Annotated in this window: 19 protein-coding genes; 12 read left to right on the forward strand and 7 right to left on the reverse strand. The window is 60.8% G+C overall.

The features are described 5' to 3' along the window. Positions 1–43 precede the first annotated feature (43 nt). From nuoM to GIW79_RS20000, 4 genes are all read left to right on the forward strand, one after another. Positions 44–1576: an NADH-quinone oxidoreductase subunit M gene (gene nuoM / locus GIW79_RS19985; RefSeq protein ID WP_014718913.1), complete on the forward strand. Its 1533-nt coding sequence runs from the start codon at positions 44–46 to the stop codon at positions 1574–1576. Between the two features lie 7 nt (positions 1577–1583). Then, positions 1584–3047, forward strand: a complete 1464-nt coding sequence (nuoN, locus tag GIW79_RS19990; protein WP_003174731.1) for an NADH-quinone oxidoreductase subunit NuoN — start codon at positions 1584–1586, stop codon at positions 3045–3047. 238 nt (positions 3048–3285) lie between these two features. Then, the gene (locus GIW79_RS19995) at positions 3286–3636 is read left to right on the forward strand and encodes a toxin (RefSeq protein ID WP_032896660.1); all 351 of its coding nucleotides are present in this window, start codon (positions 3286–3288) and stop codon (positions 3634–3636) included. Continuing rightward, on the forward strand, positions 3626–3940 hold the full coding sequence (locus GIW79_RS20000; RefSeq protein ID WP_089042244.1) for a helix-turn-helix domain-containing protein: 315 nt from the start codon (positions 3626–3628) through the stop codon (positions 3938–3940). Before GIW79_RS19995 ends, GIW79_RS20000 begins: the two co-directional genes overlap by 11 nt. Positions 3941–4002: 62 nt before the next feature. Here GIW79_RS20000 and GIW79_RS20005 read toward each other — a convergent pair whose 3' ends face one another. Both GIW79_RS20005 and GIW79_RS20010 read right to left on the reverse strand, forming a co-directional pair. Next, positions 4003–4755 carry an outer membrane beta-barrel protein gene (locus GIW79_RS20005; protein ID WP_072446044.1) on the reverse strand — a complete coding sequence of 251 codons (753 nt, stop codon included), beginning with the start codon at positions 4753–4755 and terminating at the stop codon, positions 4003–4005. Between the two features lie 125 nt (positions 4756–4880). Beyond that, the gene (locus GIW79_RS20010; RefSeq protein WP_072446046.1) at positions 4881–5714 is read right to left on the reverse strand and encodes an arylamine N-acetyltransferase family protein; all 834 of its coding nucleotides are present in this window, start codon (positions 5712–5714) and stop codon (positions 4881–4883) included. Positions 5715–5834: 120 nt separating this feature from the next. Between GIW79_RS20010 and GIW79_RS20015 the strand changes: the two genes are divergently transcribed. Continuing rightward, positions 5835–6071 (forward strand): DUF6555 family protein, encoded by a 237-nt coding sequence (locus tag GIW79_RS20015; RefSeq protein WP_003192128.1) that lies wholly within the window; start codon positions 5835–5837, stop codon positions 6069–6071. A 30-nt stretch (positions 6072–6101) separates the two neighbouring features. Here the strand turns inward: GIW79_RS20015 and GIW79_RS20020 are convergent, their stop codons facing one another. Beyond that, entirely contained in the window at positions 6102–6302 is a 201-nt protein-coding gene (locus tag GIW79_RS20020) for a DUF6021 family protein (RefSeq protein ID WP_032902837.1), read from the reverse strand. Positions 6303–6314: 12 nt separating this feature from the next. Then, a complete protein-coding gene (locus GIW79_RS20025; RefSeq protein ID WP_057974912.1) occupies positions 6315–6494 on the reverse strand; it encodes a hypothetical protein in 180 nt (59 codons plus the stop codon). A 114-nt stretch (positions 6495–6608) separates the two neighbouring features. Between GIW79_RS20025 and GIW79_RS20030 the strand changes: the two genes are divergently transcribed. Then, positions 6609–7130: a DUF3087 family protein gene (locus tag GIW79_RS20030; protein WP_054917278.1), complete on the forward strand. Its 522-nt coding sequence runs from the start codon at positions 6609–6611 to the stop codon at positions 7128–7130. Positions 7131–7150: 20 nt separating this feature from the next. Here the strand turns inward: GIW79_RS20030 and GIW79_RS20035 are convergent, their stop codons facing one another. Further along, positions 7151–8011, reverse strand: coding sequence for a Dyp-type peroxidase (locus tag GIW79_RS20035; RefSeq protein WP_089042243.1), 861 nt, complete (start codon positions 8009–8011; stop codon positions 7151–7153). A 138-nt stretch (positions 8012–8149) separates the two neighbouring features. Between GIW79_RS20035 and GIW79_RS20040 the strand changes: the two genes are divergently transcribed. Beyond that, positions 8150–9766, forward strand: a complete 1617-nt coding sequence (locus tag GIW79_RS20040) for an NADP-dependent glyceraldehyde-3-phosphate dehydrogenase (protein ID WP_089042242.1) — start codon at positions 8150–8152, stop codon at positions 9764–9766. 163 nt (positions 9767–9929) lie between these two features. Beyond that, entirely contained in the window at positions 9930–10991 is a 1062-nt protein-coding gene (locus tag GIW79_RS20045) for an FUSC family protein (protein ID WP_034127894.1), read from the forward strand. Between the two features lie 121 nt (positions 10992–11112). On the opposite strand, the gene GIW79_RS29685 is transcribed toward GIW79_RS20045, so the two are convergent. Together GIW79_RS29685 and GIW79_RS20055 are read right to left on the reverse strand one after the other, a co-directional pair. Beyond that, positions 11113–11265, reverse strand: coding sequence for a hypothetical protein (locus GIW79_RS29685; protein WP_156358951.1), 153 nt, complete (start codon positions 11263–11265; stop codon positions 11113–11115). 8 nt (positions 11266–11273) lie between these two features. Then, positions 11274–12005, reverse strand: a complete 732-nt coding sequence (locus GIW79_RS20055; RefSeq protein WP_034127895.1) for a TetR/AcrR family transcriptional regulator — start codon at positions 12003–12005, stop codon at positions 11274–11276. A 355-nt stretch (positions 12006–12360) separates the two neighbouring features. Between GIW79_RS20055 and GIW79_RS20060 the strand changes: the two genes are divergently transcribed. From GIW79_RS20060 to GIW79_RS20075, 4 genes are read left to right on the forward strand one after another with little or no spacing between them, the layout of a single operon-like run. Next, positions 12361–13068, forward strand: coding sequence for an ABC transporter ATP-binding protein (locus tag GIW79_RS20060; protein ID WP_054917300.1), 708 nt, complete (start codon positions 12361–12363; stop codon positions 13066–13068). Then, a complete protein-coding gene (locus GIW79_RS20065) occupies positions 13065–14264 on the forward strand; it encodes an ABC transporter permease (protein WP_236454897.1) in 1200 nt (399 codons plus the stop codon). Before GIW79_RS20060 ends, GIW79_RS20065 begins: the two co-directional genes overlap by 4 nt. After that, complete coding sequence (locus GIW79_RS20070; protein WP_236454895.1) at positions 14257–15735, forward strand: TolC family protein; 1479 nt, start codon at positions 14257–14259, stop codon at positions 15733–15735. The genes GIW79_RS20065 and GIW79_RS20070 overlap by 8 nt, the downstream gene beginning before the upstream one ends. Beyond that, positions 15725–16987 (forward strand): efflux RND transporter periplasmic adaptor subunit, encoded by a 1263-nt coding sequence (locus GIW79_RS20075; protein WP_236454889.1) that lies wholly within the window; start codon positions 15725–15727, stop codon positions 16985–16987. The genes GIW79_RS20070 and GIW79_RS20075 overlap by 11 nt, the downstream gene beginning before the upstream one ends. Positions 16988–17087 lie beyond the last annotated feature (100 nt).

The following is a 17087-nucleotide window of genomic DNA, read 5'->3' on the forward strand; positions in this document are numbered from 1 at the left end:
GCACTGCGTACTTTGCGAACTTGCGAAAGGAAACGAGCCCGTCATGATTCTGCCCTGGCTAATCCTGATCCCCTTTATCGGCGGCCTGCTCTGCTGGATGGGTGAACGCTTCGGCGCCACCCTCCCCCGCTGGATTGCGTTGCTGACCATGTCCCTGGAACTCGCGCTCGGCCTCTGGCTGTGGGCCCACGGTGACTATTCATTCGCTCCGGCACCGGGTGTCGATCCCACCTTCGCGCTTGAATTCAAGCACGTGTGGATCCAGCGCTTCGGCATCAATGTGCACCTGGCCCTCGACGGCCTGTCGCTGTTGATGATCCTGCTGACCGGCCTGCTGGGTATCCTCTCGGTACTCTGCTCCTGGAAAGAGATCCAGCGTCACGTGGGCTTCTTCCACCTGAACCTGATGTGGATCCTGGGCGGCGTTGTCGGCGTGTTCCTCGCCCTCGACCTGTTCATGTTCTTCTTCTTCTGGGAAATGATGCTGGTGCCGATGTACTTCCTCATCGCGCTCTGGGGTCACAGCTCTTCGGACGGCAAGAAAACCCGGATCTACGCAGCGACCAAGTTCTTCATCTTCACCCAGGCTTCCGGCCTGATCATGTTGGTGGCGATCCTGGGTCTGGTCCTGGTCAACTTCAACAACACCGGCGTGATTACCTTCAACTACGCCGACCTGTTGAAAACCAAGATGTCGCTGACCACCGAGTACGTGCTGATGCTGGGCTTCTTCATCGCCTTCGCGGTGAAGCTGCCGGTGGTGCCGTTCCACTCCTGGTTGCCTGACGCTCACGCCCAGGCGCCGACTGCCGGTTCCGTGGACCTGGCCGGTATCCTGTTGAAGACCGCTGCCTACGGCCTGCTGCGTTTCGCCCTGCCGCTGTTCCCGAATGCCTCGGCCGAGTTCGCGCCGATTGCCATGACCCTGGGTCTGATCGGGATCTTCTACGGTGCGTTCCTGGCCTTCGCCCAAACCGACATCAAGCGCCTGATTGCCTTCTCGTCCGTTTCCCACATGGGTTTCGTACTGATCGGCATCTACTCCGGCAGCCAGCTGGCGTTGCAAGGCGCAGTGATCCAGATGTTGGCCCACGGTGTTTCTGCCGCTGCGCTGTTTATCCTGAGTGGCCAGCTGTACGAGCGCCTGCACACACGCGACATGCGTGAAATGGGTGGCGTGTGGTCGCGCATCGCATACCTGCCGGCGATCAGCCTGTTCTTCGCCGCCGCATCCCTCGGCTTGCCGGGTACCGGTAACTTCATCGGCGAGTTCCTGATCCTGATGGGTGCCTTTGTGCAAACGCCGTGGATCAGCGCCATCGCCACCTCCGGCCTGGTGTTCGGTTCGGTCTACTCGCTGATCATGATCCACCGCGCCTACTTCGGCCCGGCCAAGTCCGACACCGTCCTGCAAGGGATGGATGCGCGCGAACTGATCATGGTGCTCGGCCTTGCGGTACTGCTGATCTTCATCGGCGTGTACCCGCAACCGTTCCTGGACACTTCTGCCGCAACGATGCATGGCGTGCAGCAGTGGTTCGGCACCGCCTTCTCCCAACTCGCTTCGGCCCGGTAAGAGCGCTATGGAATTCACGATCCAACACTTTATCGCGCTTGCGCCGCTGCTGATTACCAGCCTCACCATCGTGGTGGTGATGCTGGCAATCGCCTGGCGCCGCAATCACTCGCAAACGTTCCTGCTGTCCTGCGCCGGGTTGAACCTGGCCCTGCTGTCGATCATCCCGGCCCTCAAGGTCGCGCCACTGGCAGTCACGCCATTGATGATGGTCGATGACTTCGCGCTGCTGTACATCGCCCTGATCCTGGTGGCGACCCTGGCCTGCGTCACCCTCGCCCACGCCTACCTCGGCGAAGGCGGCACCGGCTACCCGGGCAACCGCGAAGAGCTGTACCTGCTGATCCTGCTGGCTGCGGCCGGCGGTATCGTGCTGGTCAGCGCGCAGCACCTGGCGGGCCTGTTCATCGGCCTGGAACTGCTGTCGATCCCGACCTACGGCCTGGTGGCCTACGCCTTCTTCAACAAACGCTCCCTGGAAGCCGGCATCAAGTACATGGTGCTGTCGGCAGCCGGTTCCGCGTTCCTGTTGTTCGGTATGGCCCTGCTCTACGCCGAAGCCGGCAGCCTGAGCTTCACCGGTATCGGCCACGCCCTGGCCGCTACCAACAGCCCGGCGCCGATTGCCCAGCTGGGCCTGGCGATGATGCTGATCGGCCTGGCGTTCAAGCTGTCGCTGGTGCCATTCCACCTGTGGACCCCAGACGTGTACGAAGGCGCCCCGGCGCCGGTGGCCGCGTTCCTGGCGACCGCGTCGAAAGTGGCCGTGTTTGCAGTGATGGTGCGTCTGTTCCAGATCTCCCCTGCCGCCAACACCGGCGTGCTGAGCAACGTGCTGACGGTGATCGCCATTGCGTCGATCCTGTTCGGTAACCTGCTGGCGCTGACCCAGAACAACCTCAAGCGTCTACTGGGTTATTCGTCCATCGCCCACTTCGGCTACCTGCTGATCGCCCTGGTGGCGAGCAAAGGCCTGGCCGTGGAAGCCATTGGCGTGTACCTGGTCACCTACGTGATCACCAGCCTGGGTGCGTTCGGCGTCATCACCTTGATGTCGTCGCCGTATAAAGGCCGTGACGCCGACGCCCTGTACGAATACCGCGGCCTGTTCTGGCGCCGTCCGTACCTGACCGCCGTGCTCACCGTGATGATGCTGTCGTTGGCCGGCATTCCGCTGACGGCGGGCTTTATCGGCAAGTTCTACATTGTCGCGACCGGTGTCGAAGCCCACGAATGGTGGCTGGTTGCCTCGCTGGTACTGGGCAGCGCCATCGGCGTGTTCTACTACCTGCGCGTGATGGTCACCCTGTACCTGATCGAGCCAAACCTGCGCCGTGTGGATGCCGAGCTGCATTGGGAACAGAAGGCAGGCGGCGTCATGCTGCTGGCCATCGCCCTGCTCGCATTCTTCCTGGGCGTGTACCCACAACCGTTGCTCACCCTGGTGCAGCACGCGGTGCTGGGCGTTTGATCGCTTAGGTTGATGCACTAAACAGAACGGCGCCTTTGGGCGCCGTTTTGCGTTTCTGTAGCTTTGCTTTTTCCCTTCCCTACTCGCTGAAATTTCCTCTTCAATCTGCCTCCTCATCCGGCATCTACCCCGTTGGATGCGGCCTTAAGGTGTTTGTGTTTTAAGAAAGTTCCCACAGCTTGGGCGCTTGACCCATAGCGAGTGGGCTACCAAACTATACGCAGGCTACGTACAGAACATGGATGCTCTATTTATCGAACTGCCGGCATTCGAACGGCATCGCAGCGACTATCTGAGCGATGAGCTTTTTCACGGTTTTCAGCAGGAGTTGATGAAAAACCCAGAAGCGGGAGACGTGATCGAGGGAACGGGCGGGTTGAGAAAGGTTCGCTTCGTCGATGAGCGACGAAACAAAGGCAAGCGCGGTGGCCTGCGGGTCATTTACTACTGGTGGTCAGGCGGTACGCAATTCTGGTTATTCACTTTGTACGGCAAACACGAACAGAACGACCTGACGCCACAACATAAAAAAGCCCTTAAACACATGCTAGACAGGGAAATCAAAGCGAGAACACACCATGAAACGTGAAATCTTTTCCGAACTGGTCGAAGGCTTCGACGCCCTGGCTGGTGAACGCCAGGGAAAAATCACCCTGCGCACCCACAAAGCGCACCTCAACAAGCTGGCGCCACTCAGCGCTGACGAGGTAATCGCCGTACGCCAGCAACTCAACCTGTCCCGCTCGGTATTCGCCATGTACCTGCGCACCAACACCCGCACCCTGGAGAACTGGGAGCAAGGCCGGGCCAAGCCGAATGCGCAGGCTGTCACGTTGATACGACTAGTGGCGCGCTTTCCGGAAACCGTGGCGCAACTTGCCGCATTGGGCTGACCGGCAATAGCCGCAAAAAAAACGCCCCGAGCATTCGGGGCGTTTTTGCAGCGCAAACAGCGTCAGAACGCGATACCCACCTTGAAACCGTACTCATCACGCTTGAGCTTGGTGTTGTCGGCCACATAGGAATCGTTATCGAGCTTGTACTCGGTGCGGGTGTAGTACAGGCCCGCCATCACTGGCAGGTCGCCCTTCTGGTTCATCAGCAGGCTGACTTCGGCGTAAGGGTTGGTGCGGTCCTTGAGGTCCACGCTATCGCTGCCAACGCCGTCCACCTTGAGCTTGGCGCGACCGTCGATGGTGCGACGGGCGCCGGCTTCAACGCGCAGGGTCATGTCATCGAACTGGTGGTTGTAGCCCAGGGCTGCCTTGGCAAACGGCGACTTATTGGTGAGCTTCATGTCGTAGCCATTGGTGTCCGGCTCGTAGCGGGTCCAGGTGTAGCCACCGCCCACGATCACATCGACGAAGTTGCGCGCGTCCAGCGCGGCGCGCCAGCCGAGGTCGAGGTCGGCCTGGCCTTCCTTGAGTTTGTTATCGCTTTTTTCGCCGTACTTGGCTTCGATACCGGCCTGGTAGATAAAGCCCGACTCGGCGGTGAGCTTGTTGCCGAAGTTGTAGAACAGGCCGGCTTCGGGCATGTGGTCCTTGTCGCTTTCGCTACCGCCTTCAAGTTTGAAGTCGTTGTAGCTGCCCATGATCCCGAACGTGGAAATCGGGTCGGTGGAAGGTGCTGCGAACACCACGCCAGGCGCAGCCACCAGGGCCAGCAACGAGGTGTTCTTGATGAATTTTCCGAATAGTTTGGACATCGTTTTACATCTCCATTTTAAGGTGGGCAAAGTATTCAGGAATCGGTTCGAACCTTGGCGTTTGCAAAAAGTTCGAACTGATTTGCACCAAAACGGAGAAAAAACGGTTCAGCGAAGGCTCTATCTCAATACTCTTCGAGATCGGCCCTGATCAGGTGCTCAACCGCTTCGCGAAGTTGCGGCTGAGCCGGCAAACAAATGCCGAAGGTGTCGCGCAATAACGTCAGCAACTCATCAGCACTCTCCAGCTTGCGCTTCTCGCTGGGCCGATCCAGGTAATGAACCGCATAGCGGGCGTTTGCCAACGTATGGCGCCTGCCAGGCGCAAGCAACGCGGCTTTCAACTGCCCTACAAACGGGGAGCCTGGGTGCGTGGAGACATACCAGTTGCCGATTTCATAGTCGATGTCGGCCTGGGTTTGCAGATCAAACACGTACAGGCCACGCCACTCCTCGCCCACCTGCGCCCACAGCGTGTAGCTGCCGTGTTTGAGCGTCAGGCGATAAGGCTCATGAGCGGTGGCCTGGGGTGCGTCGTTGTCCAGTTGCAACGGGCTGCTGGGCACCATGCCGCCAAAACCGACATCGGTGATATAGCGCACGCCGTCGAGGGTCACCAGGCTCAAGCGATGGGTTCGCCCAGTGTGGGCGTCTGGTGGGCCGCCGATCACCACACGCCCGGTGATGCCACGGGCTTCGAAGCCCAACTCCTGCAAGAGTGCCAGGAACAGCTGGTTCAACTCGTAGCAATAGCCGCCGCGCCCCTCGTGCAGCACCTTGCGCTCAACGCTGGGCAGGTCGATCGGTACCGGTGCATGCATCAACGTCGACAGACTTTCAAAGGCAAAGCTGCACACATGGCGCAGTTGCAAGTCCCGCAGGGTTTGCAGGGTGGGCGGCGGTGGCGAGGCATAGCCCAGGCGTTGCAGGTACAGGCGGCTATCGGTGAGTGTGTGCATGGCACGGTCCTTGGGCGCAGGGCAAGAGCGTCACTATGCCGCGCCTCTGCCTGCGTTGTCATTTTGAATGAACCTTTTGGAGCGCCGGCCTATCCATCTATAACAAGATTGGGAGGCAGCATGAGTACCGCAAAAATCTACACCGTCCACTATCAGCTACACGGTAAACCCAAGTCTTTCGTGGTGCGCGCCGAAGTGATGAACAACGCCGAGGCCTGGCATTGGGCGGCCGTCGATGCCGACATTGCCCATGTCAGCCGCATCGGCCGCGTAGGTCACGAACAGGTGAAAAAGACCACCCGGCCCTGGGCGGAAAAATACGGTATCAGCGACGTCAGCTGGTCGCCGCCCAGGTAAACAAAGCCCCGCATAACGGCGGGGCTCGGTTCATTGCTTCAAGTCGCCCAACGGATCGTAGGGCGGCTTTTTTTTCGCTGTCTCGTCGTCCTTTTTGTCCAACGGCGCAATAGCCGGGCCGATGGGATCGACCTGTGGGTCGGCTACATCCGGCGAATCCGGGTCGAAGCCCAGTTCATCCTTGCCACTGGCGTGTTCGTTGGAAGAGGGACCATCGGTAGGTTTGTTCATCATATTCTCCTGCTAAAGCGGGCGGGCTCTGTCGTGGAGGTTTTCCAGGTCTTCTTCGACGCGCTCGACATCGTTGTCCGGACTGCGCTCTTTGGGATCGTTGGGGCGCAACGCATCGTTATCACGCTCCTCCTCACCCGGCGTACGGTTCGGATCCGGTGTACCTGGGGGTGGCTGCTTGTGTTCAGACATGATGACTGACCTCATGAGGGGTTCACCATTTTAGAGAAACCGCCCCGCGCCATCGTTCAACTTCATTGCGCCAGGCGTGAGAAGATGACCGCCCTTTTTGGAGACCTGCCCCGGATGTTCGAACTCAAACCCTGCGACCCCACTGCCTATCGCCAACAGACCCGCCGTAGCACGTTGATCGTCGCGGCGCTGTTCCTGGCCTTGGCCATGCTGCTGTCGAGCCTGGCGGTGATGCTGTTCGGTGAGCCTGGCGGTGACAATTTTCGCTTCAATGTCGGTGGCGTCTTCGCCGGGGTGTTGATCACGGTCGCGCTGGTGCGTGGCCCGTTCTGGAGCCAGGCCTGGTTGGCGCCGGCGGTGTATGGCTGGCAACTCAAGCGCAGCCTGATGAGCGTGACCAATGTGATGCACAAGGTCACCGAGCGGGTGCAAGCCAACGACCCCACTGCCATCAAGCTGTTGCGTTTCTATCACTTGGGGCTGACGCAGATGCACGAGCTGGACGCCAACTCCAGCGCCCAGGCGCAACTGGTCGGCGAAATCGAAGCACACAAGGCGAAGATGCACGCACTGGGGATCGACACCGAACAAACCCGGCTCGATCCCGCGTGGCTGGAAGCGCTCAAAAGCGCTTGAAGGAGCAGGCAAAAAGGCGGTTAAAAAACCAGACTCAGGTCCAGGCGCCCTTCCCTGACCGGCGGACACCAGTAATAGCCACCGGTCAGCGGCTTGCTGATGCGATACAGGCCATCGACAATCCCATCTTCCAACCCACTCATGCGTCGTAACTGCGCTTCAAACGCATCGAATGAATGACCAAACGCGAGGAACATCAACCCCGCCTGACCATTCTCGGCCCAGGGCATCGAACGACGTACCACGAAGGCTTCCGGGGTAAAGCTTTCCTGGGCAGTGCGCTTGGTATGGGCCGATTCCGGGGCGTCGTCGAGTTCTTCGTTGTCGCCATGGCGGCGGCCAATGATGTGGTCACGCTCCTGGGCAGGCAATGCGGCGAAACCGTCAAGGTCGTGCTGCCATTGCTGGATCGCGGCAAAGCTGGCGCCGCTGTCGGTCAGCGCGGCTTGCACGGCGGCATCGTCGTGGGGGTTTTCGGTGCCGTCTTCGTAGTCGGTCAGGTCAAAGCCGGTCTTGTAGCGGAAACCTTCAGTCGATTGCACCAGGCGAAACGCCGGAGCCAGCGCTTTTTCCACGGCACGGCTGCGCAGCAACAACTCACCGCGATCCACCCCATGCAACCATACCCACAGCGCCTGCTGAGTCGACGGGTTGTGCGCGCCAAGGCCGCTAACGGCCGGGAATGAGCGCAGCCCTGGGATCTGGGCGCCCAGCGCTTTCACCAGCGGCTCACCGAACCCCACCACGGCCGCCGCATCCGTCAACTGCACCAGCGCGTCCAGCGCAGCGGGCACGGCTTGCAACGAATCCAGGGCAAAAAACAGATGGCGGGCCTGCAAAGGCACCGGTGCGGCAAGAATGCCCGGCTGGTACTGACTCATGTGAACTCCTTCTGAAAAGCCGCGCAGTTTACCCGGCGTACACGACCCTGCGAACAAGAATGCGCGCAAGCCTTGCGTTAGAGCCGCTTGTTGGGTGACTCTCTAGTCATGTTTTGCAACTATTCCAGGGGTAGCGACATGACCACCAGCAACCTGCTCGCCCAGCTGTTTCCCACCTCCACCGCGCAGATTCCCGAGCAATTTCGCCTGGCGGCGCCCATTGAACAACGTGAATACCTGGTCGATGGCCAGTTGCAGGTCTGGAACGGCCCGCTCGCCCGCGTGCAAAGCCCCGTGCAACTGAGTGATGAGCGTGTACACATCGGCAGCACGCCGTTGCTGGATGCCGACACCGCCCTCACCGCCCTGGATGCTGCCGTGCGCGCCTACGACCGTGGCCAGGGTGCATGGCCGACGATGCGCGTGGTCGAGCGTATCCAGCACGTCGAAGCGTTTTTGCGGCGCATGCGCGAACAGCGCGATGCGGTGGTCAAGCTGCTGATGTGGGAGATCGGCAAGAACCTCAAGGACTCGCAGAAAGAATTCGACCGTACCTGCGACTACATCACCGACACCATCAATGCCCTCAAGGAACTCGACCGCCGCAGCAGTCGTTTTGAACTGGAGCAGGACACCCTCGGCCAGATCCGCCGCGTCCCCCTGGGCGTGGCGTTGTGCATGGGGCCTTACAACTACCCGTTGAACGAGACCTTCACCACGCTGATCCCGGCCTTGATCATGGGCAATACCGTGGTGTTCAAGCCGGCCAAGCTGGGTGTGCTGTTGATCCGCCCTTTGCTGGAAGCCTTCCGCGACAGCTTCCCGGCCGGGGTGATCAACGTGATCTACGGCAGCGGCCGCGAGACCGTGAGCGCGCTGATGGCCAGCGGCAAGATCGACATCTTTGCGTTTATCGGCACCAACAAGGCCGCCAGTGATTTGAAAAAGCTGCACCCCAAGCCGCACCGTTTGCGTGCTGCGCTGGGCCTGGATGCCAAAAACCCGGGGATCGTGCTGCCCGAAGTGGACTTGGACAACGCGGTGAACGAAGCCGTCACCGGTTCGCTGTCGTTCAACGGCCAGCGTTGCACCGCGTTGAAGATCCTGTTCGTGCATGAAGACGTGGTCGAGCGCTTTATCGAGAAATTCAACGCCAAGCTGGCGACGCTCAAGCCCGGCATGCCGTGGGAGGATGGCGTGGCGCTGACGCCACTGCCAGAAGTGGGCAAGGTCGATTACCTCAGCGAACTGGTGGCCGATGCGGCGCGCCATGGCGCCAAGGTCATGAACCCCGAGGGCGGCAGCAGCCGTGGTTCGTTCTTCTACCCGGCGGTGCTGTACCCGGTGAACCCGCAGATGCGCGTCTACCACGAAGAGCAATTCGGCCCCGTGGTGCCGATCGTGCCCTATCGCGACCTGGAGACCGTGATCGACTACGTGCTGGACTCGGACTTCGGCCAGCAGTTGAGCCTCTTCGGCACCGACCCCGTGGCAGTCGGACGCCTGGTGGACACCTTCGCCAACCAGGTGGGCCGTATCAATATCAACGCCCAATGCCAGCGCGGGCCGGACACATTCCCCTTCAACGGCCGCAAGAACTCGGCCGAGGGCACGTTGTCGGTGCATGACGCCTTGCGCGTGTTCTCGATCCGCACCTTGGTGGCGACCAAGTTCCAGGAGAGTAACAAGGCGTTGGTCAGCGATATTTTGCGCAACCGCGATTCGAGTTTCCTGACTACCGATTACATCTTCTAAAATCAACCCCGTTCCAATGTGCAGACAGGTCAGTGTGGGAGCTGGCTTGCCTGCGATGCCGGCACCTCGGTCTTTCAGTCAGGTCGCGGTGATGCTATCGCAGGCAAGCCAGCTCCCACATTTGATCGAGCACATTCATACATTTGAGGCCATTTTAAGACTGATGAACCTGCCCTTCTTTGCCCGGCGCCTGCTGCGCCCCTTGCTCGACCCCTACCGCCGCTTTCGCCATGCCAAGCTGATCCACGCCGCGCGCGTATCGGTGGGCTTGCTGGCAACCATCCTGCTGACCACCGGGCTCAACCTGCCTCACGGGGAATGGGCGTCGGTGACCATGCTGATCGTCATCGGCGGGTTGCAGCACCACGGCAATATCGGCAAAAAAGCCGTCGAACGCGCCTACGGCACCTTGATCGGCGCCAGCGTCGGCTTGCTGCTGGTGGTGCAGCAGGCTTACTTCGGCCTGCCGTTGCTCACCTACCTGTTGATGTCCGTGGTGTGCGGGTTCTTTTCCTATCACGCCATCGGCAAGGGCGGTTATATCGCGCTGCTGTCGGCGATCACGGTGTTTATCGTCGCCGGCCATGGCGACAACCCGATCTCCGATGGCCTGTGGCGCACCGTCGATATCCTCATCGGCATTGTGCTGGCCCTGGCGTTTTCCTTTGCCTTGCCGTTGTACGCCGTGTATTCGTGGCGCTACAACCTGGCCAGCGCCCTGCGTGACTGCGCGCAGATTTATAGCCGGATCATCAATGGCCAGTCCGTGACTGACGATGAACACCTCAAGCTGCTCAACCGTTTGAATGGGGCGATGGTGCAACTGCGTTCGTTGATGCCGTCGGTGTCCAAAGAAGTGCGGATTTCCATGACTGAACTGGATGCGATCCAGCGGCACCTGCGCCTGTGCATCAGCACCCTGGAGATTCTGGGCAATACCCGGCCGGACCCGCGCGACGAGCAGGCCACGGCGCGGATGCAAGTCATGTTGAAAGCCGAGCATCGGCAAATTCGGGTGCAGTTGGTGGGTATGGCACGCGCGTTGAAATCGGGGGTGACGGAGCGATTGGAGCGTACCGGTCACGCCCATGCCAGTGAGCCTGCGCTGGATGCACCGGTGTACAGTGCGCTGGATGGGTATCGCCTGTTGACCCTGCAACTGGCGGCGAACGTCGATCAGATGCGTCAACGGCTTGGCAAAAGTGCCGCACGCTGGAAGATTTAGCGACAGCTGGAGAGCAGCTTTACGTACATCGACACATTCACACTTTCTCTTACATATTTTTCACGTTTTATTCACAAGCCGAGACGTAGTGTGAAGCCTCATCCGTTACAAACGTTGCATATCAAGCCCGCCGCCCCAGCGGGCTTTTTTTTGCCTGTTTTTTGGCTCCGAAAAAAGGGCCAACCTCTGTAGCAGCGAGCTTGCTCGCGAAGAACGCAATGACGCCGCGGTTAGCCAGAGTGCTCGCGCTATCGTTGACGTTTTTCGCGAGCAAGCTCGCTCCTACAGGGCGTGGTGTTCGCGTAGGGCGCGCTGGGTTTCCAGCACCTTGGCCAGTGCCGTTTCGGCTTCCTGGCTTTGCTGCGGCACCCGAATCGCCGCCGACACCAGCGTGATCAGCTTGGCCATCACCTCGGCATCCGTGGCCGGGCGGCCCAGGCTCATGGAGTTCATCAGCAGGCGCAGTTCGGTGCCGGCCATGACCCCGGAAATGGCCTTGAGGGCAAATTGCAGGCGCACCCCCAGTTCATTACGTGGCAAATCCGGCAGGGCCAGGGCGAAGGCTTCGAAGAAACGCTGGAACACCGGCTGGTAATGGACCTTGAGGTATTCCTGGATAAACGGCGAGGTGTCGCTGTAGACCCGGCCCAGGAAGCGGATGAACGAGCGCCCTTCCCCGCTGGCCGGGTCGCTGCGCTCCAGGCCCATGGCCGGGGCAAACAGCACGCCCAGGAGTGTGTCGCAATCGAGCGGGCCATCGGATTCGGCTTCACAGCGCGCCAGGAGTTCCAGGCGTTGCTCGTTGAGGGGCTCCAGGCGCTGCATCAGCAAGGTTTTCATCAGGGAGTCCTTGTCCCCGAAGTGGTAGTTCACCGCCGCCAGGTTGACCTGGGCACGCTCGGTTATCTGCCGTAGCAACACGGCGTCATAGCCGTACTTGATGAAAAGAGCCTCTGTCGCATCCAGCAGTCGAGTCTTGGTAACGTTTGGAGCGCTGAGTTTCTTCGCGACCATATGGGTTCCACGGCGGAAATATTGTTTTAAAAAATAATTTGATTTTTTATACCGGGGCGGCCCGTCGAAAGCAAGTAGTGACACTCCGCCATATCGTGCAAAGCCCTTATATCCGGGCTTTTGAGGCAAATCGTAGAGTTTTTACCCACCTCTTACACCCGCTGAGAAAATCGTTTCAACCGGTAAAACCGCTCTACCTCGACGGCTGGCGAAGCGTCAGGAAGGCAGTTACTATTCAAACAATATTTTAAAAACAAGAAATAAAACCAGTCCGTGACGGCTACAGGCAGCTTCTGAACTTGTTACAAGGAGTTTCGGGGAGCAAGGCGGTACCGTCGAGACTGCAGGCGTAGTCATGATGACACAGACCCCCGCGCAACCCGGCTTGATTTCCCTGCAAGGCATCGGTAAGCGCTATCAGCTCGCCGGGCAAGAATTGAGCATTCTCAATGACGTGTGCCTGTCCATCGCCAGCGGTGACAGCTGCGGCATTCTCGGTGCCTCTGGCTCCGGCAAAAGCACCCTGCTCAATATCCTCGGCCTGCTGGACCTGCCCAACTGCGGCCAGTACCACTTTGCCGGCCACGATATTTTCAACGCCACCCCCGATGAGCTGGCGGCGATCCGCAACCAGCAGATCGGTTTCGTGTTCCAGAGCTTCAACCTGCTGCCACGCCTCAGTGCCCTGGACAACGTCGCGCTGCCCTTGAGTTATCGAGGCGTGTCGCGGCATGAATCGGTGGAACACGCCCAGCGCATGCTCGCACAAGTCGGCCTCGCCGAACGCGCCCAACATCGCCCCGCCGACCTCTCCGGTGGGCAGCGCCAACGTGTGGCCATTGCCCGCGCCTTGGTCGGCAAACCCTCGGTGATCCTGGCCGACGAACCCACCGGCAACCTCGACAGCACTACCGCCCAAGAGATCATGGACCTGCTGTTGAACCTCAACCGTGACCAACAGGTGACGCTGATCATCGTCACCCACGACCCCCACATTGCCGAGCGTCTGGAGCGCAAGATCCTGGTGTGCAACGGCGTGGTGCATGAGGCCGGGCGCCCATGAGCCTGCGGGTCGAGCAGAGCCTCAGCCAGTTGCTGCACGAAGCCTTTATCAGCCTGCGTACCCTGGGCAAGCGTTCGATCCTGGCGCTCTTGGGGATCGTCATCGGCAGTTCCTCGGTGGTGGCGCTGATCAATATCGGCCACAACGCGGCGGTGGATGCGGCGATGATTTTCAAGGACATGGGTACCGACACCCTCATCGCCCAGTTCCCGTCCAAGGGCAGCAGCAATGTGCCGATGCGCACCCAGCTCGACCTGGATGCGGTACGCCGGGCAGTGCCGGGCATTGCCCATATCGGCGCACTCAGCCTGTTCAGCGGGCCCATTGTGTTTCATGGGCGGACCGCCAATGCCAACTTTGTCGGCATTACTGCCGGTATCCAGGACGCCATGCGCCTGGCGCTGCGTGAGGGGCGCTTCCTGTCACCCTTCGATGCCAACGAAACCTACGCGGTGATCGGCGACCAGCTCGCCCAGGCCCTCGGCGCGCCAGGTGACCCGCTGCAGCTGGGTGACCGTGTGCGTATCAACGATTACCTATTTCTGGTGGTGGGCATCCTGCACAACCAACCCCGGGCCATGCTGATGCCGGTGCAGGCCAACGAATCGCTGTTTATTCCCGCCGAGGGCATGCGCCGCATCTATGCCAACCCGCAGATCAACAACGTGCTCATCCGCGCGGCGCCGGGGCAGGACATGGAACGCATAGCCAGGGACGCCGCCGCCGCGCTGCAACCCCAGCTCACCGACCATAGCGTCGACATCACGGTGCCCCAGCAAATGATCGATGGCATGACCCGCCAAAGCCGCACCTTCGCCTATCTACTCCTGGCCCTCGGCGCGATCTCCCTGGTAGGCGGCGGTGTGGGGGTGATGAACGTGATGCTGATGAACGTCTCGGAACGCCGCCGTGAGATCGGCATCCGCATGGCCCTGGGCGCGCGCCAGCGGGATATCCGCAACCTGTTTTTGCTCGAAGCGGTCACCCTCACCGCCGTGGGTGCGCTGTGCGGCGCAGTCCTGGGCATGACCGCTGCCTGGCTGTATGCGTGGCTGTCGGGCTGGGCCTTTGCGTTGGCAGTGGCTGCCCTGCCCCTGGGCGTGGGCAGTACGTTGCTGGTGGGTTTGTTCTTTGGCATTTACCCGGCGGTGTCGGCCTCACGCTTGCAGCCGGTCGAGGCCCTGCGCGATGAATAAGTACCTACCGCTGCTCATGCTGATCAGCCTGCCGGGCATGGCCGCCGACGTGGTGATCAACCCTCAGGCACCCAGCACTACCCGCAGCGGCTACGAGCGTAGCGTCTCGCTGAATGCCCAGGCCAGCACCATGACCCTGGGGGACGCGGTGTACCTGGGCCTGCGTAATAACCCGGCGATCCGCAGCGCCTACCTGCAACGGGTGGCGCAGAAGTTCGACCTGCGCGTGGCCGAAGACGTGTTCAACCCCAAACTCACCCTCAACAGCTATTACCGCAGCACCCGCGGCTCCCAAGACAATGCGCGCAACGCCAACGTCGCGCCCACCAGCAGCCTGCTCGGCGAATACGGCACGCGCTTGAGCATGGCCTGGACCCAGCAGTTGAACAACGCCAACCGCGCCGGCCGCTACCGCAGCGACGGCCTGGACCTTGCGATCATCCAACCGCTTATGCGCGGGGCCGGCTGGGATGCCACCACCGCACCGCTGCGCCTGTCGCGCCTGGCCGAGCAGGCCAACCGCCTGAACCTCAAGGCCACCGTGGCGCAGACCATCAGCCAGATCATCGCCACCTACCGCGAATTGTTGCGCGCCCAGGAACAGTTGGTGATCGTCCAGGAAGCGCTCAAACGCTCCACTACTTTACTGGAGGTGAACAAAGCGCTGATCAGCGCCGGGCGCATGGCCGAATTCGAGATCGTGCAGACCGAAGCCGATATCGCCACCCAGCAATTAGGCGTGGAAGAAGCGCGCAACCAACTCGACACCAGCCGCCTGGCGTTGCTGCGCCTGCTGGCCCTGGACCTGTCGACACCGGTGCGTGCCACCGAGGCCCTGGAAGCCACCCCCATGGAGATCGACAAACGCCAGGCCTTTAACCTCGCGCAAAACCAGCAACCGGAATACCTCGCTGCCCTGCTCGGCAGCCAACAGGCCGACCTCGACCTGGTGATCGCCAAAGATTCCGGGCGCTGGCAGGTGGACCTGGTCGCCGGCGCCAACCAGATCCGCGCCGCCACCGATAACGACAACGGCCATAACAATAACCGCACCTGGGACAGTTACGCCGGGGTGCAAGTGCAAATCCCTATTGGCGATATCAGCACGCGCCAGGCCGAAGTGCGTGCACGGGTAAATGTAGAAGACCAGGAAATCCGCATTACCGACGCCCGCCAGGAGCTGGAGCGCAACGTCAACAATGTGGTGCGTGACCTTGGCACCCGCTGGCGCCAATATGAAATATCCAAGCGCGCCGTGGAGTTGTCGCGGCGCAAGATCGAGATCGAGCGGGAAAAGCTCAGCGCCGGGCGCTCCACCAACTTTCAGGTGCTGAGCTTCGAGACCGACCTGCGCAACGCCGAAAACGCCCAGCTCAATGCGCTGATCGCTTATTTGAACGCCCAGACTCAGCTTGATCTGACCCTGGGCATGACGCTGGAAAGTTGGGAAATTGCCCTTAATGACTACTAATAAAAAATCCCTGCTGGCCGTTGCCTTGTTCCTGCTGTTGGCCGGCGCGGCCGCCGCCCTGCTCAGTCAACGCAGCGGGGCTGAGCAGGCGGGTACAGGCGAACAGTGGCTGGCCGTAAAGCCCGACCCGTTGGTGCACCAGATCGGCCTGGTGGGCAAGATCGAGCCTGACACCACCGTCGTCCTGACGGCGCCGTTCGACGGCAATGTGCTGGCCAACCTGGTCGAACAAGGCCAGCGCGTTGAGGCCGGCCAAGTCCTGTTGCGCATGGACCCGGCGACGCTTGAAGTACAGCTGCGCGACGCCCTCTCCGCGCAACTCAAGGCCCGACGCACCGTGCAGGAAATGCAGGACTGGGGCAGCAGCCCCACCGTCAGCCGCGCCCGTCGCAGTTTACGCACCGCTGAAATGACCGCGGGCAACACCCAACGCAAACTCACCGAGAGCGAAAACCTGTTCAAGCGCGGCATCATCCCGCGCAACGAACTGGATGACCTCAAACAGCAAACCCAGCAACAGCAATTGGACTTGGTGGCGGCGCGCAGTGAGCTGCAACAAGCCCTGGACCAAGGCCAGGGCGAATACCGGCAGATCGCCGAAATGGAGCTGACCAATGCCACGGTGAAGTACGAAGCCTTGCAAACACTGCTCGAAGGCAAGGAGGTCAAGGCGCCCTTCTCCGGCATCGTGGTACCGGCGCCCGGCAGCACCAGTACCGCTCAAGGTGGCGGCAATAACAACGCGCCGGTGCAGGCCGGCAGCAAGGTCAGCCAGGGCCAGGTGCTGTTCGGGCTGGCCAATATCGAACGCTTGAAAATCGTGGCCAAGGTCTCAGAGCTGGATATCAACCAGCTGCGTCAGGGCCAGACCGTTGAAGTCATGGGCGATGGCTTTGATGGCGAGCGGCTGACAGGTTCAGTCAGCGTGGTCAGCGGCCTGGCCATCGCCAGCGACAGCCAGGGCAGTGCGCAGTTTCCGGTGACCTTGTCGATCCCCACCCTGACGCCCCAGCAGTTACAACGGGTGCGCCTGGGCATGAGTGCGAGGTTGACGATTGTCACTTATAACAATGACCAGGCGATCGTGATTCCCAGCCAGGCGATCCAGGCGGACATGACGGTGGAGTATCGGACGGCGATGGATAAACCGGTGCAGCAGGTAAAAGTCACCACCGGGCAATCGACGCCGCAGGGGGTTGAGGTGTTTGGGCTTGAAGCGGGGTTGGTGAGGATCGGGGGAATCAATCACTGACCCTCGATCCAGATGTGGGACCGCTGCACTGTGGCGAGGGAGCTTGCTCCCGCTGGGCTGCGCAGCGGCCCCAAGATCCTGGGAGCGCTTCGCACTCCAG

It is taken from the genome of Pseudomonas sp. PA-7-1E, assembly GCF_021605325.1.
In the GTDB taxonomy this organism is placed as follows: Bacteria; Pseudomonadota; Gammaproteobacteria; order Pseudomonadales; family Pseudomonadaceae; genus Aquipseudomonas; species Aquipseudomonas fluorescens_BV.